The organism is Streptomyces sp. NPDC041200, from assembly GCF_055591805.1.
The window spans coordinates 18,147-37,818 of record NZ_JBVIZF010000019.1 but is presented as its reverse complement, the minus strand read 5'-3'; the positions used below and the strand labels follow the sequence as shown (position 1 = coordinate 37,818).

General features: G+C 72.1%; 17 protein-coding genes and 3 tRNA genes. 9 read left to right on the top strand and 11 right to left on the bottom strand.

Going from position 1 to position 19,672, the window contains the following annotated elements; all coding sequences use genetic code 11:
• Positions 1-168: 168 nt before the first annotated feature.
• The gene (locus ACZ6CL_RS30555; protein ID WP_468941611.1) at positions 169-750 is read right to left on the bottom strand and encodes a LysE family translocator; all 582 of its coding nucleotides are present in this window, start codon (positions 748-750) and stop codon (positions 169-171) included.
• Between ACZ6CL_RS30555 and ACZ6CL_RS30550 the strand changes: the two genes are divergently transcribed.
• From ACZ6CL_RS30550 to ACZ6CL_RS30530, 5 genes are all read left to right on the top strand, one after another.
• Positions 741-980 (top strand): hypothetical protein, encoded by a 240-nt coding sequence (locus ACZ6CL_RS30550; protein ID WP_468941426.1) that lies wholly within the window; start codon positions 741-743, stop codon positions 978-980. The genes ACZ6CL_RS30555 and ACZ6CL_RS30550 overlap by 10 nt on opposite strands.
• A gap of 149 nt (positions 981-1,129) precedes the next feature.
• Positions 1,130-2,380 (top strand): helix-turn-helix domain-containing protein, encoded by a 1,251-nt coding sequence (locus tag ACZ6CL_RS30545; protein WP_468941424.1) that lies wholly within the window; start codon positions 1,130-1,132, stop codon positions 2,378-2,380.
• Positions 2,381-2,453: 73 nt separating this feature from the next.
• A complete protein-coding gene (locus ACZ6CL_RS30540) occupies positions 2,454-2,885 on the top strand; it encodes a hypothetical protein (RefSeq protein ID WP_468941422.1) in 432 nt (143 codons plus the stop codon).
• A 47-nt stretch (positions 2,886-2,932) separates the two neighbouring features.
• Positions 2,933-3,076, top strand: a complete 144-nt coding sequence (locus tag ACZ6CL_RS30535; RefSeq protein ID WP_468941419.1) for a hypothetical protein — start codon at positions 2,933-2,935, stop codon at positions 3,074-3,076.
• Between the two features lie 173 nt (positions 3,077-3,249).
• Positions 3,250-3,726 carry a glycine-rich domain-containing protein gene (locus ACZ6CL_RS30530; RefSeq protein WP_468941416.1) on the top strand — a complete coding sequence of 159 codons (477 nt, stop codon included), beginning with the start codon at positions 3,250-3,252 and terminating at the stop codon, positions 3,724-3,726.
• 394 nt (positions 3,727-4,120) lie between these two features.
• On the opposite strand, the gene ACZ6CL_RS30525 is transcribed toward ACZ6CL_RS30530, so the two are convergent.
• The 8 genes from ACZ6CL_RS30525 to ACZ6CL_RS30490 all read right to left on the bottom strand — a co-directional run bounded on the left by ACZ6CL_RS30525 (position 4,121) and on the right by ACZ6CL_RS30490 (position 10,988).
• Positions 4,121-4,194, bottom strand: a tRNA-Phe gene (locus tag ACZ6CL_RS30525).
• A gap of 4 nt (positions 4,195-4,198) precedes the next feature.
• A tRNA-Asp gene (locus ACZ6CL_RS30520) sits at positions 4,199-4,273 on the bottom strand.
• 137 nt (positions 4,274-4,410) lie between these two features.
• A complete protein-coding gene (locus ACZ6CL_RS30515; RefSeq protein ID WP_468941413.1) occupies positions 4,411-5,562 on the bottom strand; it encodes a hypothetical protein in 1,152 nt (383 codons plus the stop codon).
• Entirely contained in the window at positions 5,556-6,788 is a 1,233-nt protein-coding gene (locus ACZ6CL_RS30510) for a glucarate dehydratase family protein (RefSeq protein WP_468941411.1), read from the bottom strand. Before ACZ6CL_RS30510 ends, ACZ6CL_RS30515 begins: the two co-directional genes overlap by 7 nt.
• Before the next feature lie 8 nt (positions 6,789-6,796).
• Positions 6,797-7,732: a 5-dehydro-4-deoxyglucarate dehydratase gene (locus ACZ6CL_RS30505; RefSeq protein WP_468941408.1), complete on the bottom strand. Its 936-nt coding sequence runs from the start codon at positions 7,730-7,732 to the stop codon at positions 6,797-6,799.
• A 33-nt stretch (positions 7,733-7,765) separates the two neighbouring features.
• Positions 7,766-8,572, bottom strand: coding sequence for a carbohydrate ABC transporter permease (locus ACZ6CL_RS30500; RefSeq protein WP_468941608.1), 807 nt, complete (start codon positions 8,570-8,572; stop codon positions 7,766-7,768).
• Positions 8,573-8,679: 107 nt separating this feature from the next.
• The gene (locus ACZ6CL_RS30495) at positions 8,680-9,708 is read right to left on the bottom strand and encodes a carbohydrate ABC transporter permease (protein ID WP_468941406.1); all 1,029 of its coding nucleotides are present in this window, start codon (positions 9,706-9,708) and stop codon (positions 8,680-8,682) included.
• Positions 9,705-10,988: an ABC transporter substrate-binding protein gene (locus ACZ6CL_RS30490; RefSeq protein ID WP_468941403.1), complete on the bottom strand. Its 1,284-nt coding sequence runs from the start codon at positions 10,986-10,988 to the stop codon at positions 9,705-9,707. The genes ACZ6CL_RS30495 and ACZ6CL_RS30490 overlap by 4 nt, the downstream gene beginning before the upstream one ends.
• 271 nt (positions 10,989-11,259) lie before the next feature.
• Here ACZ6CL_RS30490 and ACZ6CL_RS30485 point away from each other — a divergent pair, with 271 nt between their 5' ends.
• Complete coding sequence (locus tag ACZ6CL_RS30485; RefSeq protein ID WP_468941400.1) at positions 11,260-14,205, top strand: glycoside hydrolase family 2 TIM barrel-domain containing protein; 2,946 nt, start codon at positions 11,260-11,262, stop codon at positions 14,203-14,205.
• A 69-nt stretch (positions 14,206-14,274) separates the two neighbouring features.
• Here ACZ6CL_RS30485 and ACZ6CL_RS30480 read toward each other — a convergent pair.
• Together ACZ6CL_RS30480 and ACZ6CL_RS30475 are read right to left on the bottom strand one after the other, a co-directional pair.
• A tRNA-Glu gene (locus tag ACZ6CL_RS30480) sits at positions 14,275-14,347 on the bottom strand.
• A gap of 81 nt (positions 14,348-14,428) precedes the next feature.
• Positions 14,429-15,898, bottom strand: coding sequence for a metallophosphoesterase family protein (locus ACZ6CL_RS30475; RefSeq protein WP_468941398.1), 1,470 nt, complete (start codon positions 15,896-15,898; stop codon positions 14,429-14,431).
• Positions 15,899-16,026: 128 nt separating this feature from the next.
• On the opposite strand from ACZ6CL_RS30475, the gene ACZ6CL_RS30470 reads away from it, so the two are divergent.
• The 3 genes from ACZ6CL_RS30470 to ACZ6CL_RS30460 all read left to right on the top strand — a co-directional run bounded on the left by ACZ6CL_RS30470 (position 16,027) and on the right by ACZ6CL_RS30460 (position 19,597).
• A complete protein-coding gene (locus tag ACZ6CL_RS30470; protein WP_468941395.1) occupies positions 16,027-16,377 on the top strand; it encodes a metallopeptidase family protein in 351 nt (116 codons plus the stop codon).
• 118 nt (positions 16,378-16,495) lie between these two features.
• Positions 16,496-17,053, top strand: coding sequence for a hypothetical protein (locus ACZ6CL_RS30465; protein ID WP_468941392.1), 558 nt, complete (start codon positions 16,496-16,498; stop codon positions 17,051-17,053).
• A 282-nt stretch (positions 17,054-17,335) separates the two neighbouring features.
• The gene (locus tag ACZ6CL_RS30460) at positions 17,336-19,597 is read left to right on the top strand and encodes a DEAD/DEAH box helicase (protein WP_468941389.1); all 2,262 of its coding nucleotides are present in this window, start codon (positions 17,336-17,338) and stop codon (positions 19,595-19,597) included.
• Positions 19,598-19,672: the final 75 nt, after the last annotated feature.

Here is a 19,672-nt window from a genome sequence, read left to right as displayed (position 1 = left end):
AGGAACCAGGGCCACAGGAACCATCCGGCGACGCCCGCCGCCATCACGATGAGCGTGATCTTCCATCCCCGTGACATGCCACTTCTCCCTCTGACGGCCCGTGGCTTCCGATTCTGGGGCAGCGGCTCCGCCGGAAACAGGAGTTCCCCCCGGTAACTGCCGCCGCCGTCACGCCCGCGTCGTGGCGACCTTGACCCCGAACCCGATCAGGACGACACCGGTCACCCGGTCCAAGGCGCGCTGCACGGCGGTCCGTTCGAAGAAGCCGCGCGCCTTGGCCAGCAGCATCACGTAGCCGCCGAGATAGACGGCGGTGATCGTCGCGTGCAGCAGCACCAGCACCGCCATCCCCAGATGGGGAGAGAGCCCGGCGGGAGCGAGCGTCGGCAGCAGCCCCGTATAGAAGACGGCGATCTTGGGGTTGAAGATGTTGCTGACCAGCCCCGTACGCCAGGGGTTACCCCCTGGAGCAGCCCCTGCCGCCGCCGGAGAGCCGGCCCGGCCGCGACGGCTGCGCAGCAGCGACTGGACCCCGAGCACGATCAGATACGCGGCTCCGGCCAGCTTGACCACGGTGTACGCCACGGCCGACGCGGCCAGCACGGCCGCCAGCCCGACCAGCGTGAGCATCCCCCACACCAGCAGCCCGGCGGTGATCCCACCGGCCGTCCGCAAACCGTCCTGCCAGTCGCACGAGACGGCCCGTTTCCCACAAGGGCCACCACCCCGACGACGAGAGAGTGCCCGGATACGAGCGGGTCACCCTGTCCAACGAGAACGTCCCCAACTTCGAGCGGCGCACGGTGTACTGCCCCTACGGCAAGAAGGTCCTCGGCGGCGGCGCCGAGGCCCGGGGCAACACCGCGATCCTCGTCGGCAGCTTCCCCACCGAAGACGGAACCGGCTGGATCGGCCTGGGCCGCCAGACCGACACCGACAACGTGGGCATCAGCGTCTACGTGATCTGCGCCAACGTCTGATCAACCCGCCGCTGGCGTCTCTTGGCGCTGGGCCGTGTCCCCTCGTTGTCTTCGGGGTTTTCATCCGGCCCGCGGGTGAACGGCCTCACATGACAAGGGCCTTGCCTCATACCCTGGCAGCGACGAGCTGGACAGAGAGGGGCAAGGCCATGCCATCTGATGTCACTCCGGACCCGATGGACCACCCGCTGGTCTTCGGCCAGCGCATGCAGGTCCTCCGTACACGTCGAGGCATGAGCCGTACCGTCCTCGCCGGTCTCCTCGACAAGTCCCCGAGCTGGGTGAAGCAGGTGGAGAACGGCACGCTCCACACCCCTGGGCTGCCCATGATCCTGCGCGTCGCCGAGGTGCTGCGCGTGCGCAACCTCGGTGAACTGACGGGCGACCAGGCCATGCCCGTCGACCTCTTCATCGGCCCCGGCCACGCCAAGCTGCCAGCCGTGCGGGACGCGATCGACGACTTCCCCTTCGCCACCGATCGCGAGGCGCCTTCGGCCGCGCACCTGAGGGCTCGCCTCGCGAGCGCCTGGTCCGCCCGCCACTCCGCACCCAATCACCGCGAGGTGATCGGTGGTCTTCTGCCGGACCTCATCCAGGACGCGCAACTCGCCGTCCGCCAGGCCGACCGGGCTCCCGAACGGCGTGCGGCGCAGGCCGTGCTCGCTGAGGTCTACGGCCTCAGTCAGTTCTTCCTTGCCTACCAGCCCGACTCCGCCCTCCTGTGGCGCGCGGCCGAGCGCGGCATGGTCGCCGCCCAGGAGAGCGAGGACCCGCACGCCATCGGCGTCGCGGCCTGGCTCACCGCTCAGGCCCACCGCGACAGCGGGCCCGCCCACTTCGACGCGGCCGACGCAGTCACCCTCAAGACGCTGCGCTACCTGACCCCGCTGCTGCCGGACGCGTCGGACGACGTACGGGCCATCGCTGGCGCCCTGCGGTTCGAAGCCGGGTACACCGCCGCCCGACGCGGCGACACCGGCACCGCCTGGAACTACTGGGACACCGCCCGCAAGGTGGCCAAGCGGCTCCCCGCCGACTACTACCACCCAGCGACGTCGTTCTCCCGGGCCGTCATGGGCGCGCACGCGGTCACCGTCGCGGTCGAACTGCACGCGGGCGGGGAGTCCGTACGGCAGGCGGCGAAGGCGGACGCCAGGACGATTCCGTCGCGGCCACGGCGAGCCCGGCACCGGATCGAGGAAGCCAGGGGCTACCAGCTGGACGGGCAGCCGGAGACCGCTCTGGCAACGCTGGACAAGGCGTACGAGGCCGCGCCGGAGACGATCCGCTACAACGGCTACGCCCGCCGCATCGTCCTGGAAGAGACCGAGTCGAAGTCCCCGGTGCAACGCCACCGCGCCGCCGAACTGGCCGTGAAGATCGGAGTATTGGCCGCCTGAAGGTTCGAGGGGCAGGAATCCTGCCCCTACCCCGCTCCCGGCGCTCCTACGGTCGGTCATCACCTGCTCACCGATGACGCCGGGAGACCCCGTGCAGACGCAATCCACAACACCCGCTCCCTGGACGCCGCCGCGCGGCAGCGACGTCGAGATGGTCAAGGTCGGCCCTCACTGGGACGTCCTGCGTGCCCCTGCCGAGATCGGTGAACGGGCACTGCAGTTACTCGGCGACGCGTCCGGCGCCGTCATCGCCGACTACGGATTGATGTACTGGCTCATCCCGGCGGGTCATGCCCAGGACTGGCGAGGCTTGCAGCAGGTGCAGGCCCTGGGCGCGCACGGTGCCGAGGTTACGTACGTGGGCGTGCCGCCCGTGGACTGGAGGGGTGGTCCGCGTCTGCACTGGCGCGTTCCGGTGGGGCCGGACCGGTACCTCACCGACCCCGCACGGCTTCGCGATGCCCTGGCGCGGGCGATCGCGGTCGAGGGGGCGACGGCCCGGTGAGCGTTCAGGTCTGCGCCCGTTGCCAGACGACCACCAGGCAGCCGGTCGTGGTCGCGATTGGGTACGGCGCGAGCGCCGGTGGGGGCACGGTCTACGCCTGTCCCGACTGCGCACCCACCTTCCCGAAGCAGCGCGACCCCTTCGACGCCAGCCTCCTCGCCCACCACCGCCCCGCAGAGCGCGGCCGATGAGCTGTAGGCGTCCGGACGGTCATGCCCCGCCACGGCTGCCGACCGCAGAGCGACGGGTCTCCGGCACGGTGCCGGGTCCCGTCGGAGACAAGGCCCGCCCCGATCGCGCGCTTGGGCGGCTGGTGACCGGGACGGAAACCGTGCACCACCCCAACTCAGAGAGAGGAAGGCACATGCGTGACGTTACTGCGTTACTCGACCGGCCACAGCGGGCCGAGGTAGTGGAGACCGTTCTGCGCAACAACCCCGGCATGGACGAGGGCACGGCAGGGCGGACCGTCGACGAAGCGGTGAAGTTCGTCGCGGCCGCCGCGGACGCGTCCCAGCCGCTCGCCCCGTCGCGAGTGGTGGACGAGGGGTGGCACGCCCTGATCCTTCACACCCGCACGTACCGCCAACCGTGCGAGCGCCTCGGCGCCTTCGTTCACCAGGTGCCGGAGGCACCGGACCCGGAGCGGCGCGATCCCGAGGCGCTGACGAAGACCCAGCAGCGCATCGTGGAGGCCGGGTTCCCTGGGGACGACGCGCTGTGGCTGGCGCCGACCGACAGCTCCATCCCGGTCGCGGCCAGCTGCCAGCACGGTCCCGGCGGCCCCGAGGGCAGTTGTACCGGCGACCCGGACGGCGATGGCCCGAGCGGTCCGAACTGAACGAAGGGCTGAGCGACCGGGCGTCGCACCCGTACCATCGTCACAGGAGGTGGTCGCCTTGGAGCAGTGGGTGAATCCCGAGAGGGTCGATCTCGTGGAACTCGTGGATCAGCTCCGGGCCCCGGCCCGGCGACCGGATGAGGCCTGCGGCTGCAAGAGGCGCCGCGGTCTTCCCGCGACCGTTTTCGTGGAACCGGGCGGCAAGGTGTTCACGGTGGGGTGTAACCGGTGCGACGGTACGGGCATCGCCCCGTAGCTCGGTGGCCCGAACGCGGCTCCCTTCGCGCCGTCCGCACCGTGGCGCACGTCGGGGCCTGCGTAGATCCGGCGCCGTAGGCGTCACCGGCACGAAGAAGCCCCCTCCGGGCGAACCGGGAGGGGGCTTTCTCGGCGGTGGCTGGGGCCGGGGTCGAACCGGCGACCTTCCGCTTTTCAGGCGGACGCTCGTACCAACTGAGCTACCCAGCCGCAGCGGTCCTGACGGGATTTGAACCCGCGGCCTCCACCTTGACAGGGTGGCGAGCACTCCAAACTGCTCCACAGGACCTTGCGTGTGTGCGAGAACGAGTCTCGCACAAGGCGGCGTACGGGCCTAACGGGTTTCCGTCGGGAGGTCGTACAACCTGCGATCTTCTCGGCGGAAGTTTTCGCTTTCCCCCGCGTCGATGTCGCTGGATCAGCGTATCAGACCTCAGGCCCTGTCCTGACCGCGTCGAGAGCCGTGCGGATGGCGGTCAGGCGGGCCTGGGAGGCGAGGCCCGCGTGGTAGAGGTGCAGCTCGTCCGCGCCCGCTGTCAGGCAGGTGGTCCATTCGGCGGCCAGGGCTGACGGGTCCGCCGGGCGGGGCGGGAGGGCCGGGACGTAGGCGGCGAGGCGGGTGGCCGGGGCGGCCAGGGGGCGCAGGGCGGTGAGGGCCTCGGCGCCCTGGTCGGCGCTGGTCCAGGCGGAGGCGACCAGGGTGTCCACGGGCGGGGGGACGTGGTCCCCGGCGATCGTCGCGAAGGGGCCCGTGGCCCAGGGGTCCGCGCTCGCGTGCAGGGTCAGGGGGAGGGGGAGGGGTCCGGAGGCGGCCGCCAGCACCTCGCGGCGCAGGTCCGCGGTCAGGGCGGTGCGGATCTCGCGCAGGGTCGATACCAGGGTGGGGGAGAGGGGCGTGCCCTCGTCCACGGCCCGCCGGACCTGGTGGCGGAGGCGGGACGGGGACAGGTCGGCCGCTTCGTAGCGGGCCAGGCACGCCGCGCAGAAGCACCACGACAGGAGGCGGTCCACGGAAGCGTCCCAGTCCGCGCCCGCCGTCTTCTCGTGGTGGCCGCCGTGCCCCAGGCCCAGGGGGCCGCACGCCTCCAGGACCAGGCCGTCCGGCTCGCCCAGCGCCAGGACCTCCCGCACGAGCGTGGCGCAGTACGCCCTGACCTCGGCGGACGAGGGGCACAGGGCGTACGGGTACGGGTCGCCGAAGGCGTTCCGTACGGCCAGGTCGGGGTGGGCGCCGCCGAGGCGGGTGTTGTGGGTGAGGACCGTCCAGGCGTGGACCGGGAGACCCACGGCGCGCAGCGCGTCGCGGGCCGCCAGGAAGGAGTCGGGGCCCGGCATCCACGATGGGGTGCCCGGGACCAGGCGGGAACCGGACCACGCCTCGCCCCGCACCGGCAGGTACAGCGCGGCGTGGTGCGCGTCGACCACCCGGTGCGCGGGGTGGAACGGGGTGGCGGCCCGTACGGAGTGGTACGCGGCGGCCAGCGCCACCGCGTCCACCCCGAGGGCCGCGATCCGCTCGGCGGCGGCCGGGTCGCCGACCACGTCCCACGGGTACAGATAGGCCGTCGCCGTCACCACCGCGGCAGGCCCGCCGTGAAGTCCGGGTTCACGCGCCGCATGTACCCCGTGTCGTCCCGCTTCCGCAGCCCGCAGGTCAGGTAGTTCTCGTGCAGCCGGGCGAGGCCGTCCTCGTCCAGTTCGACGCCGAGGCCCGGGCCGGTGGGGACGGGGATCGCGCCGTCCACGAAGGTCAGCGCGCCCGGCCGCACCACGTCGTCCTGGGCGCTCCACGGGTAGTGGGTGTCGCAGGCGTACGTCAGGTTGGGGGTCGCGGCGGCGAGGTGGGTCATGGCGGCGAGGCTGATGCCCAGATGCGAGTTGGAGTGCATGGACATGCCGAGCCCGAAGGTGTCGCAGAGGGTGCCGAGGTGGCGGGTGCGGGTGAGCCCGCCCCAGTAGTGGTGGTCGCCGAGCACGACCTGCACCGCGCCCTGCGCGACGGCCGCCGGGATGTGGTCGAAGGCGACCACGCACATGTTGGTGGCCAGCGGGAGCGGCGACTCGGCGGCGACCCGCGCCATGCCGGGGATGCCGCCGGTGGGGTCCTCCAGATATTCGAGGACGCCGTCCAGGGCGCGGGCGACCTCCAGCGAGGTCTCGTGCGTCCAGGCGGTGTTCGGGTCGAGCCGCAGCGGATGGTCGGGGAACGCCTCGCGGAGGGCGTGGATGGCGGCGATCTCCTGGTCGGGCGGGAAGACGCCGCCCTTGAGCTTGATCGAGCCGAAGCCGTACCGGTCGATCATGCGGCGGGCCTGCGCCACGACGCCCTCGGGGTCGAGCGCCGCGCCCCACTCGTCCTCCTCCGCGTCCGGGTGCCCGGCCCACTTGTAGAAGAGGTACGCGCTGTACGGGACGGAGTCCCGGACCGCGCCGCCGAGCAGGTCGCTCACCGGGCGGTCGGCCAGCTTGCCCTGGACGTCCAGGCAGGCGACCTCGACGGCGGCGTGCACCCGGCCGAGGTCGAAGGAGGAGATCTTGCCGCCCGCGTGGTCGAAGAGGGCCGCCGCCTTCTCGTACAGCTCGCCCAGCGCGTACACGCTCAGGCCCTCCAGATGGGGGCGCAGCGCCGCGAGCCGGTCCAGGTGGAGGGTGTCGCCGAACGTCTCGCCGAGGCCCGTCACCCCGTCTTCCGTCACCAGCCGCACGATGCTGCGCAGCGCCCATGGCTCATGGACGCCGTCCGCGTTGAGCAGGGGCGGGTCGCGGAAGGCGATCGGGGTGATCACCAGGTCCTTGATGCGCATACGTGTTGTCACACCTGTCCGATTCCGGCGTCGATGATCTTTTGAAGTTCGGCGAGGTGGTCCCCGCTCGGGTCCACCAGCGGCGGTCGTACCCCGCCGACGTCCAGCCCACGCAGCCGCACCGCCGCCTTGATCAAAGAGATGGAGTAGCCGGGGACCTTGTCCCGCAGGGTGACCAGCGGCTGGAAGAACTCGGCCAGCAGCCGTTCCGCCGTCGCGGTGTCGCCGGAGCCGACCGCCTGGTGGAAGGCGAGGGAGACCTCGGGGGCGAAGCAGAAGACCGCGGAGGAGTAGAGGTCCACGCCGACGGCCCGGTAGGCGGGGACGGTCATCTCGGCGGTGGGCATGCCGTTGAAGAACTGGAAGTCCTCGCCGACCGTGGAGCGCACGGTGAGCACGATGCGCTGCATCAGATCGAGATCGCCGGTGCCGTCCTTGAAGCCGGTCACCCCGGAGATGGACGCGACGCGGGCGGCGGTCTCCGGGGTGAAGACGGCGTTGCCGCGCTGGTAGACGATCAGGGGCAGCGGGGTGGCGGCGGTGACCTGCTCGACGTAGCGGACCAGGCCCTCGGGCGGGAAGGTGACCAGGTACGGGGGCAGCAGGAGCAGCCCGTCCGCACCGGCCCGCTCGGCGGCGCGCGCGAACTGGGCGGCCAGCGTGACCGGCCCGCCCGCGCCGGCGTAGACGGGGACGCGGCCGCCGGTGACCTCGACGGCGACGCGGACGACGCGTTCGTACTCGCCGGGCTCCAGGCTGTGGAACTCGCCGGTGCCGCAGGCGACGAACACCCCGCCCGGCCCGGCGGCGACGCCCTGCTCGATGTGGGTGGCGAGGGTCTTCTCGTCGACGGTGCCGTCCGGGGCGAAGGGCGTGACGGGGAAGAAGAGCACTCCGGTGAGTCTCGGAGGGGAAGAAGGGGAGGGAGGGGAAGAAGGGGACATGCGGCACCTCATCGGTAGTGGTGGGGGCGGGCGTCAGCCCTTCAGCGCTCCCGCCGTCATGCCGCGGATCAGCGACCGCTGCAGCAGCAGATAGACGATCAGGCTCGGGATGAGCGCGAGCAGCGAACCGGCCAGCACCAGACCCGGACCGATCGTGTCGCTGCGCATCGTGGAGAGCGCGACGGACAGGGTGTAGTCCGACGGGTCGTTGGCGACGATCAGCGGCAGCAGGTACTGGTCCCAGATCATGATGAAGCCGAAGACGGTGATCACGCCGAGCGCCGGGCGGCACAGCGGCAGCACGACCTGGGCGAAGATGCGCCACTCCCCGGCCCCGTCGATCTTGGCGGCCTCTTCCAGCTCCGCGGGCAGCTCCCGCATGAACTCGGTCATCACGAAGATCGAGAATCCCCAGGCGCCGAGCGGCAGGATCATGCCGAGCAGGGTGCCCTTGAGGCTCAGATGGACGACCGGGAGGTCGCCGAGGACGAGCGAGAGCGGGATCGCGATGACTTCCTCGGGCAGCATCATGGTCGTCAGGAAGAGCAGCGACAGGATGGCCCGCCCCCGGAACCGCTTGCGGGCCAGGGCGTACGCGGCGAAGACGCTGACGCTGACCTGGAGCAGCAGCGCGCCGCCCGCGACGATCAGCGAGTTGGCGAGGTAGTGCCAGACGTCCCGCTCGCCCGCGACCTTGAAGTTCTCCAGGGTCGGGGAGTTGGGGACGAGGTTCAGCTTCGTCGGATCGGGGTTGTTGTCGAACGCGCCGGAGAACAGCACGATCAGCGGCCCGGCGAAGATGGCGAGCGCGAGCAGGCACAGCAGGGCCCGGAGCGCCATGCTCAGCAGGTGGCTGCGGCCGGTGCGCCAGCCGAGCGCGGTCTCGACGCTCTGCGAGACGCCGACGCCCGGGCGCTGCTTGGAAGTCTTGGCAGCAAGGGAGAGGGTCACGGCCGGGCCTCCTTCCGTCGCTGGTACCACTGCATCGCGACTGTCAGGCACACCGTGACCAGGAACAGCAGCGTGGCGGCGGCGGAGGCGACACCGATCTCGTTGCGGGTGAATCCGAGCTGGTAGATCCGGGTCATCCAGACATCGGTGGATCCGGCGGGTCCGCCTCCGGTGAGGACGTAGACCTCGGTGAAGGTGCGGAAGCCGCGGATGGCGGCGAGGGTGAGCAGGATCGTGACGACGGGGCGCAGCGCGGGCAGGGTGATGTGGCGCAGCCGCTGCCAGGTGTTCGCGCCGTCGAGGGCGGCCGCCTCGTACAGCCCGCGGTCGACCTGGGTGAGCCCGGCGAGGACGATCACCATGTTGTACGGGCCGCCGGTCCAGACGGCGACCGCCATGACGGACCAGATCGCCGAGCTGGTGTGGTCGAGGTAGTGCAGCGGGCCGATGCCGAGGAAGCCGAGGACGGTGTTGAGGAAGCCCGCGCTGGTCGGGTAGTAGAGCAGCCGCCAGATCTCGCCGACGACGGCGGTGGCGGTGACGACCGGCAGGAAGACGGCGGAGCGCATGAACCACAGGGAGCGCGCCGGGCCTTCGAGGAGCAGGGCCAGGACGAAGCCGACGATGACGGAGCCGATGGTTCCGCCGACGGCCAGCAGCACGGTGTGGCCGAGCGCGGCCTGGAACTGCGGATCGGCGAAGACCGCCCGGTAGTTGGCCAGGCCCACCCACAGATTGCCGAGGAACGGCCGCACGTCGTAGAAGCTCAGCTGGACGCCCTTGGCCATGGGCAGGTACTTGAAGACGACGAAGAGGAGCAGGGCGGGGGCCACGAACAGCCAGGGGACCCACGACGAGGCGGTCGGACGGCGGCCCCGTGGGCGCCGCTTCACCGCCGGGGCGGGCGGGGCCGTGGCGCCGGCGGGCGGGGGTGTGGCCTCGGCGGCCCCGGGCCAGGCCCCCTCGGCCGCCGTCCTGGTGACGGCGGCCGCCGTGGTCCCCGAGTGGCCCAGGGGCTGGGTCACTTGGCCACTCCCTGGGACTTCAGCTCCTGCTGAAGGGTGGAGTTCAGCTCACTCAGCCCGCTCTTGACGCTGGACCCGCAGGTGGCGAAGAGCTTGTTCAGCGACTCGGCGGTGTCCTGCCGGATGGGCTGGTAGTTGATCGCGGACGGGAAGGGCTTGGAGTCGTTCGCGTACGCGTCCGAGAAGATCTTCCACCGCGGGTCGTTGTAGACCTTTCCGGTGTCCACCTTGGTGTTGACCGACAGCCGGACGACGGGCGCGTCGGGGGCGGTCATGCCGAGCTTCTGCGCCTCGGGGCTGATCAGGAACTCGGCGAGCTTGCGCTGCTGCTCGGCCTTCTTGGAGCCCGCCATCAGATAGACGTTCTCGCCCTCGGCCAGCACGGTGTTGCCGTCCGGGCCCTTGGGCGCGGGGATGACCTCCAGCTTGTCCTTGCCCGGCGTCTTGTCGAAGAGCGGGAACTCATAGGGGCCGGTGAGGGAGATGCCGACCTTGCCCTGCGTGAAGAAGGGGTACGAGTCGCCGGTGGTCATCGTGAGCGAGCCGGGCTGGGTGACCTTGCTGGAGCAGTACAGGCCCTTGAGCCAGGTGACGGTCTTGACGTTCGCGGGGGAGTCGGCGACCGCCTCGTACTTGCCGCCGCCGCGCGAGGCGACGATGTCGCCGCCGCCCTGCCAGATGAAGTTGGACGCGAACCAGGCGAGGTAGCCGTTGTTGGTGGAGCCGGGCACCAGCAGGCCGTACGTGTCGTTCTTGCCGTTGCCGTCCGGGTCCTTGTCGGTGAACGCCTTGGCGACGTCGAGCAGCTCGGCCCAGGTCTTCGGGGCCTTCATGCCGACCTTCGCCAGCCAGTCCTTGCGGATGAACATCCCCTGGGCCTGGCGGGAGAACGGAATGCCGTAGACCTTGCCGTCGGTGCCGACCGCGCCGGACCAGGCGGTGCCGGTGATGTCGGAGGTGCCCGCGAGAGCCTTCCGGTCGATGGGCTGGAGCAGCCCCTGGGACTGGTAGTTCCCGAGGCTTCCCATGTCGTTGACGGTGACGTCGGGCAGGTTCTTGGAGGCGGCGCGCTGCTGGAGGAGCTTGTCGAAGTCGACGACGGGCTTGTAATCGACCTTGATGCCGGTTTTCTTGGTGAAGGCGGCGAATATCCTCTTGTAGGCCTTCGCGTCCACGGCGTCGCTGCGGGTCCACACCTCCAGTGGGCCCTTGGCGCTCCCGCCGCCGCTGCCGCTGGTGCTCGCGCCGCATCCGGCGACGAGGGAACCGGCGAGTGCCACGCACGCCAGAGGCGCCAGTCGCCTCGTCGTGGCTGAGTGTCTGAACATGGCCACCGCCCGTTCGCATAGATGAACACTGGTTATATTCGCGAACCAGATGGCGGGACGCTAGAGCGCTCCGGGGTGGCTGTCAATACTTGTTTCGCCCTGTGCGGTGTTGTTTGCTAAGTCGGAACCATCGCTTCCGTATCCCTGCCTGAGCAGGGCATCTCTCCTTGCGGCGGAAGGCATTCCCACAATGATCAACACGCGTCGACGCTCAAATCGAGCCATGACCGCGTACTACGAGGACCCCTCGCCCGGCGCCGGAGCACTCGCGCCCCGCGCCGCTTTCCGGTCCGACGCGCGCACCCTGTCCCTGAACGGCGAGTGGGACTTCCGGCTCTTCCCCACCGTGGCCCACGCGGAGGCGGCAGAGGCGGCGGAAGAGGCGGAGGAAGAGGCGGAAGGGGGCACCTGGGACAAGCTCCCCGTCCCCTCCCACTGGGCCCTGCACGGCCACGGCGCCCCGCAGTACACCAACATCCGCTACCCCTTCCCGGTCGACCCGCCCCACCTCCCCACCGAGAACCCGACCGGCGACCACCGCCTCGTCTTCGACCTCCCCGCCGACTGGCCGGAGCCCGGCGACGGCCGCACTCTGCTGCGCTTCGACGGCGTGGAGTCCTGCTACCGCGTCCGCCTCAACGGCCGGGAGCTGGGCACCGCCAAGGGCAGCCGCCTGCCGCACGAGTTCGACACCGGCGCCGATCTGCGGCGCCACGGCAATGTGCTGGACGTACGCGTCCACCAGTGGTCCTCCGGCAGCTACGTCGAGGACCAGGACATGTGGTGGCTGGCCGGGATCTTCCGTGGCGTGGCGCTCCTCCACCGGCCCGAGGCCGCCGTCGTGGACGTCTTCGTGCACGCCGGATACGACCACCGCACCGGTCAGGGCACACTGCGCGTGGACGCGAGCCCGTCCGGCCGCGTCACCGTCCCCGAGCTGGGCCTGACCCTCGCGACGGGCGAGACCTCGACCGTCCCCGGCGTCCAGCCCTGGTCCGCCGAGGCGCCCCGGCTGTACGAGGCGACGCTCACGACGGACGGCGAGCGCGTCCCGCTGCGCCTGGGCTTCCGCACCGTCGCCGTCGAGGACGGGGTGATCACGGTCAACGGGCGGCCGCTGCTGCTGCGCGGCGTCAACCGCCACGAGTTCCACCCCGACCACGGCCGCGCCGTCCCGTACGCCACGATGCGCGAGGACGTGCTGCTGATGAAGCGGCACAACATCAACGCCGTCCGCACCAGCCACTACCCGCCGGACCCCGCCTTCCTCGACCTGTGCGACGAGTTCGGGCTGTGGGTGATCGACGAGGCCGACCTGGAGACCCACGGCTTCATCTACGGCGGCTGGCGCGGCAACCCCGCCGACGACCCGGACTGGGAGGAGGCCCTGATCGACCGGGCCGCCCGGATGGTCGAGCGGGACAAGAACCACCCCAGCGTGATCATGTGGTCGCTGGGCAACGAGTCCGGCACCGGCCGCAACCTGGCCGCCATGTCCCGCTGGATCCGGGACCGTGACCCGGACCGCCTGATCCACTACGAGGGCGACTGGTCCTGCGAGCACACCGACGTCTACAGCCGGATGTACGCCTCGCACGAGGAGGTCGAGGCGATCGGCCGCCGCGCCGAGAAGCCGCTCGACGACCCCCGGCTGGACGCCCGCCGCCGCACCCTGCCGTTCATCCAGTGCGAGTACGCGCACGCCATGGGCAACGGACCGGGCGGCCTCACCGAGTACCAACGGCTGTTCGAGACGTACGAGCGGCTGCAGGGCGGCTTCGTCTGGGAGTGGATCGACCACGGGCTGCGTGCCCGGGATGCCGCCGGGCGGCCGTACTTCGCGTACGGCGGCGACTTCGGCGAGCCACTGCACGACGGCAACTTCTGCGCGGACGGCCTGCTCTTCCCCGACCGGACGCCGTCCCCGGGGCTGCTGGAGTACAAGAAGGTGGTCGAGCCGGTCGGGATCTGCGTGGACGCGGCCGCCCGCACCGTCCGCGTCACCAACAAGTACGACGTCATCGACCTGACCGGGCTCGCCTTCGGCTGGTCACGCGAGGTGGAGGGGCGCCGGGTGGCCGAGGGCGCCCTCGACGTGCCGCCGCTCGCCCCGGGGGAGTCGGCCGAGGTGGCGCTGCCGGAGGCGGTCGGCGGGGAGTCCGAAGGCGAGGAGTGGTGGACCGTACGGGCCGTCCTGGCGGCCGACACCGCCTGGGCGCCCGCGGGCCACGAGGTGGCGTGGGGCCAGGCGCGGGCCCGGGGGCCCGCTGTGACGCGTACGCCCGGGGCGCGCATCGCCCCCATACGCGCCCCCGCAGCCCCCGGCGCCGAGGGCACCGGTGACGTCATCACCCTCGGCCCGGCCACCTTCGACCCTCTCGACGGCAGCCTCCGCACCCTCCACGGGCTGCCCATCGCCGTCCCGCCCCGGCTGAACGTCTGGCGCGCCACCACCGACAACGACCGGGGCCCGGACGAGACGAAGTCCCTCGCCGCGCAGTGGCGCCGCCACGCCCTGGACCGGATGCGGCACCGCTGCGACGGCGTCGCGGTGGAGGGCGAGTCGCTGGTGGTCACGGCGCGGGTGGCGCCGCCCGGCGGCTTCTTCGGCCTCTTGGTCAGCTACCGCTGGACCAGCGAACGGACCGGCGACGGCACCCGGCTCGACCTCGCCGTCGACATCGCCCCGGACGGCGAGTGGCCCTGCCCGCTGCCCCGGCTCGGGCTGACCATGGGCGTACGGGCGCCGCTCGACTGGATCGAGTGGTACGGCGGCGGCCCCGGCGAGTCGTACCCCGACACCCGGCGCGCGGCGCGCACCGGCCGCTGGGCGACGACCGTGGAGGAGTTCCAGACGCCGTACGTCTTCCCGCAGGAGAACGGCAGCCGCGGCGACGTCCGCTGGGCCGAGCTGCGCGGCCCGGACGGCGGCGGGCTGCGCGTCGAGGGCCGCCCCGCCTTCGCGCTCACCGCGCGCCGCTGGACCACCGGGCAGCTGGAGGCCGCCCGGCACCCGGCCGACCTGACCCCGGGCGAGGTGCTCCACCTCGACCTGGACGCGGCCCACCACGGCATCGGCACCGCGTCCTGCGGCCCGGGCGTCCTCGCCCCGTACGAGCTGTGGGCCGCCCGGACGCGGTTCGGCGTCGGCTTCACCCTGCCGCGCTGAGCGCGGTGCACACAGCACGAAGGCCGCGTCTCGCTCGGCGAGACGCGGCCTTCGCACCAAAGATGTGGGTGCCCCCAACGGGATTCGAACCCGTGCTACCGCCTTGAAAGGGCGGCGTCCTGGGCCACTAGACGATGAGGGCCGATGGCCCACCTGGGCGCCTCTCGGCGCTTTCGGGGACGCGAGAAGCATATGGGATGCCGGTGAGGTTCGCCAAAACGGTTTACGGATCGGTCGGCGCCGGGGTCGCCCCGGGCCGGTTCTCGGCCGGGAGATGACGGCTGACCTCGGCCTTGGCGAGCCCGAGCCCGCCCAGATCGATCTCGTCCCAGGCCTGCAGCCGGCGGGTGTCCCGGTCCAGGTAGAGGACCGACGCCTGCACCTTGTCGGGCTCGGCGTCGTCCACCGCGCGCAGCCCGCTGCCGCCCGTCGAGCCCTCCGTCATCAGCCGGGTGCCGCCGGGCAGCACCTCCGTCCGGCGGTGGTGGACATGACCGGTGAGGGCCAGAGGCACGGTCCCGTCGGTCTCCCGGGCGGCGAGCGGATTGTGGGCGACGGCGATGTCCACGGGCGCGCCCGCCGCCTTCCGGGCCCGGATCGCGTCGGCCAGCGTCCGGCCCGCCCGGTGCTCGGCGGCGTCACCGGCCACGGCGGCGGAGCGGTCCGGGGTGAACTGCGGATCGCCGATGCCCGCGATCCGCAGGCCCCCGACGGTCACCGTACGGCCGCCGTCCACGACGTGGACGCCCTCGCGGCCCGCCAGATGGCGCTGCGTCGTCGCCGAGTCATGATTTCCGCGTACCCATGCATAGGGGGCGCCGAGGTCGGAGACCGGCTCCAGGAAGCCGTTCTCGGCGGCGGTGCCGTGGTCCATCGTGTCGCCTGTGTCGATGATCACGTCGATCTTGTACTGCCGGACCAGCGACTGGACGATGTGCCAGGCGGCCGGGTTGAGGTGGATGTCCGATACGTGCAGTACCCGCATCGTCGTCGGGTCGGGCCGGTAGGCGGGCAGGGTCGAGGTCGCCTCGTACAGCTGCGTGACGTTGGTCACGAGCCGGGCCAGCTCCCGCTGGTACACGTCGAAGTCCGTGACGATGCCGCGCGCGTTGCCGACCACCGAGGGGGCGCTGGACAGCAGCCCCGAATAGCGCGGCTCCAGCACCGAGTTCGGGTTCCAGGTCGCGTACGCGGCGCCGCCGGAGGCGGCCAGCAGCCCCAGCGCGAGGCCGCCCGCCGCCAGCGCCCGCCGTGGGCGGCGGTAGACGGCCAGGCCCAGCGCGGTGGCGCCGAACACGACGGCCGCGCAGGAGCGCACCGCCAGGTCCCGGGTGCCGCGGACGACATCGCCCGCCACCTCCTCCTGCAGCCCGGACAGCCGCTCGGGGTGGTCGACCAGGGCCGCGGACCGGATCGGGTCGAGCCGGTCCACGTCGACGTCGAGGCGGAGCGGGGCGTGGTGGCTGCGGAGTTCGAGGGCGCCGAGCGGGGAGACGTTGATCTCGGTGCCGCCGGTGAGGGACGGCCTGAGCGCCATCCGGGTGTCCATCGGGCCCACCGAGGCGTGGACGCTCCCGACGACCAGCAGCCCCATCCAGGCCCCCAGGAGGGTCACCGCGGCCAGCCCGGCGGCGCGGACGACCGGCCGTGGCCGCTCGGCGGCCGGGGCGAGGGGCAGCGGATCGCGGGCCATGGAGCGCGTATGCCCGCCCGCCCAGCGCACCATTCCCGGGCGCCCGGCCCGCCATTCCCGGGCGTCCAGCGCGCCATTCCCGGGCGCGGACCGCCCCCATCCGGGCCCGGCTGACCGACAATGGCCAGGTGCTGGAGATGACGCGCGAGGAGTTCGAGGAACTGGTCGCCGAGGCGCTGGACCGTATCCCGCCGGAGCTGACGCGGCTGATGGACAACGTCGCGGTGTTCGTGGAGGACGAGCCGCCCGCGAACGACCCCGAGCTGCTGGGGCTCTACGAGGGGACGCCGCTCACCGACCGCGGCGAGTGGTACGCGGGCGTCCTGCCCGACCGGATCACCATCTACCGGGGGCCGACGCTGCGCATGAGCGAGACCCGGGAGGACGTGGTCCAGGAGACCGAGGTGACCGTGGTCCACGAGATCGCGCACCACTTCGGCATCGACGACGAGCGGCTGCACGCACTCGGCTACGGGTGAGGCCAAGGGGGGCGCGGGTTCGCTTCGGGCGCACGGGTTACGCCGCACGCGTGTCCTAAGGGGGGCGGGGCCAGTTGGGTACTGCGTCACAGCCCTGCGGCCTGGAGGTGTCCCACGCATGTCTGGAACCCCCGCTCCTCGCACCGACCGTTCCTCCGGCACCGACGCGCCCCGCGCCTCGCGCGCCCCCCGCGTCTCGGCGCGGAGCGCCGTGGTGGTGACCCTGGTGGCCGGGGCCCTGGCCCTGGGCGGCTGCATGAGCATCTCCGACGACCCCGGGAAGCCGGACCGGCACCGCGGCGGCTCCGACAAGGGCGGCGGGGCGGCGGAGCCGGGCGGTGGCGTGGTGGTGCGTACGGACGGCCGCGGGCACACGTACACGGTGGCGCCGCGGGACGCCAAGGGCCATAAGCGCAAGGACGGCGAGCGCCGTCCGCCGTCGGCGTCCGCCGCCGCTGAGCCCGGCGCCGAGCCCTCGCCGTCGCCCGGGAAGCACGGCTCAGGGGCGCACCGCCCGGCGCCGTCCCCGCCGCCGGAGCCGGGGGCGCCCGCGCCCTCCGATGCCGCGCCGGAGCCGCGTCCGTCGATCCCGCCGCCGAGCGCGCCCGACCCCAAGCCCACTCCGTCGGAGCCGGCGTCCCCGCCCGCTTCGGACCCCGCCGAGCCCGCGGGGTAGCACGGGCGAACGGGCGGCCAGGCACGGGCCAGGCGCGGTGCGTGACGCGGGCGTGATGTGGGACACGGGGGGTAGGGATGGGCGGTTGGCGTGGCGAATTTGCTCTTGGGGGGTGAGGGTGCGTATGGTGGTAGATCGTTTGATCCCATTGCCCGGCGCCTCATCGAAGTGCGCCGTGAGGCGCGTTCCTTGCCATCCCGTGGCTGACCGCATAGAGGCGGTCGTTTGCGACAACACGGAGTTTGGGCGCGTGCCGAGACTCCGGAAGGTTTCGCATTTCGCATGTCCGTTTCCACTGATCACGCCGTCATGCCCGCCACCGACGAGCAGGGCGACCACGGGGACCAGCCCCAGCCGGTCGAGCAGCTCCAGCAGGCCGAGCGCGCCGAGTCCACCACTGCCCCCGCCGAGCCCGGCGCCGACGTCTCCGCTGACGACGCGGCCGACGCGGTCGAAACGGCTGACGCCGATGACGCCGAGCAGAGCACCCCCGAGACTTCCAAGGGCCCCGAAATCACCTTCGCTGACCTCGGCCTCCCCGAGCAGATCGTCCGCAAGCTCGCGCAGAACGGCGTGACCACGCCCTTCCCGATCCAGGCCGCGACCATCCCCGACGCCATGGCCGGGAAGGACATCCTCGGCCGCGGCCGTACCGGCTCCGGGAAGACGCTCTCCTTCGGTCTTCCGCTGCTGACCTCGCTGGCCGGCGGCCACACCGAGAAGAAGCGCCCCCGGGGTCTCATCCTGACCCCGACCCGCGAGCTGGCGATGCAGGTGAGCGACGCGCTGCAGCCGTACGGCGACGTCCTCGGCCTCAAGCTCAAGGTGGTCTGCGGCGGCACCTCGATGGGCAATCAGATCTACGCCCTGGAGCGGGGCGTGGACATCCTGGTCGCCACCCCGGGCCGCCTGCGCGACATCATCGACCGCGGCGCCGCGACCCTCGACAAGGTCCAGATCGCCGTCCTCGACGAGGCCGACCAGATGGCCGACATGGGCTTCCTGCCCGAGGTCACCGAGATCCTGGACCTGGTGCCGAGCGGTGGCCAGCGGCTGCTGTTCTCCGCGACGCTGGAGAACGAGATCGACAGCCTGGTCAAGCGCTACCTGGTCGACCCGGTCACCCACGAGGTCGACTCGGCGCAGGGCGCGGTCACCACGATGACCCACCACGTGCTCGTGGTGAAGCCGAAGGACAAGGCGCCGGTCACCGCCGCCATCGCGGCGCGCAAGGGCCGCACGATCATCTTCGTCCGCACCCAGCTGGGCTGCGACCGGGTCGCCGAGCAGCTGTGCGACGCGGGCGTGCGCGCCGACGCGCTGCACGGCGGCATGACGCAGGGCGCCCGGACCCGGACCCTGGCCGACTTCAAGGACGGGTACGTCAACGTGCTCGTCGCCACCGACGTCGCCGCCCGCGGCATCCACGTCGACGGCATCGACCTGGTGCTCAACGTGGACCCGGCCGGTGACCACAAGGACTACCTGCACCGCTCCGGCCGTACGGCGCGGGCGGGCCAGAGCGGCACCGTCGTGTCGCTGGCCCTGCCGCACCAGCGGCGGCAGATCTTCCGGCTGATGGAGGACGCGGGCGTCGACGCCTCCCGTCACATCGTCGGCGGGGCGGGCGTCTTCGACGAGGACGTGGCCCGGATCACCGGTGCCCGTTCGCTCACCGAGGTGCAGGCGGAGGCCGCCGCGAACTCCGCCAAGCAGGCCGAGCGCGAGGTGCAGGACCTCACCCGGGAGCTGGAGAAGGTGCAGCGGCGCGCGGGCGAGCTGCGCGAGGAGGCCGACCGGCTGGCGGCCCGCGCGGCGCGCGAGCGCGGCGAGACCCCGGCGCAGGGCGACGCGGCCGAGGCCGCCGGTGCTCCCGCCGAGGCCGCCGAGGCCGTTCCGTTCGTGCCCGCGCAGCGCTCGGCCGAGTCCGCTGCCCCGGCCGCTGAGCGCCGGGACGAGCGGGGCAACTTCGACCGCCGGGACCGCCGCGATGACCGTGGCGGTGACCGTGGTGGCCGTTCGTTCGAGCGTCGTGATGACCGTGGTGGCTTCAACCGCGACCGCCGGGACGACCGTCCGTCGGGTGGCCGTGACCGTCGTGATGACCGGGGTGGCTTCAACCGGGACCGCCGCGATGACCGTGGCGGCGACCGTGGTGGCCGTTCGTTCGAGCGTCGTGATGACCGTGGTGGCTTCAACCGCGACCGCCGCGATGACCGTCCGTCGGGTGGCCGTGACCGCCGGGATGACCGGGGTGGCTTCAACCGGGACCGCCGCGATGACCGTGGCGGCGACCGTGGTGGCCGTTCGTTCGAGCGCCGCGACGACCGTGGTGGCTTCAACCGCGACCGCCGGGACGACCGTCCGTCGGGTGGCCGTTCCTTCGAGCGCCGGGACCACAACCACCGTGGCGGCGACCGCCCCTTCAACCGCGACCGCCGCGACGACCGCCCGGCGCGCCGTGACGACCACCGCGGCGGCAACGCCGGCGGCCGCTCCCACGACCGCCGCACGGACAAGCCGCGCTGGAAGCGCAACGGCTGACCGACGCCGATGAGGTCCGTGCAACCCCCCGCGGTTGCACGGCCTTTCGACCCGGGACGATATTGTCTCGGGGCG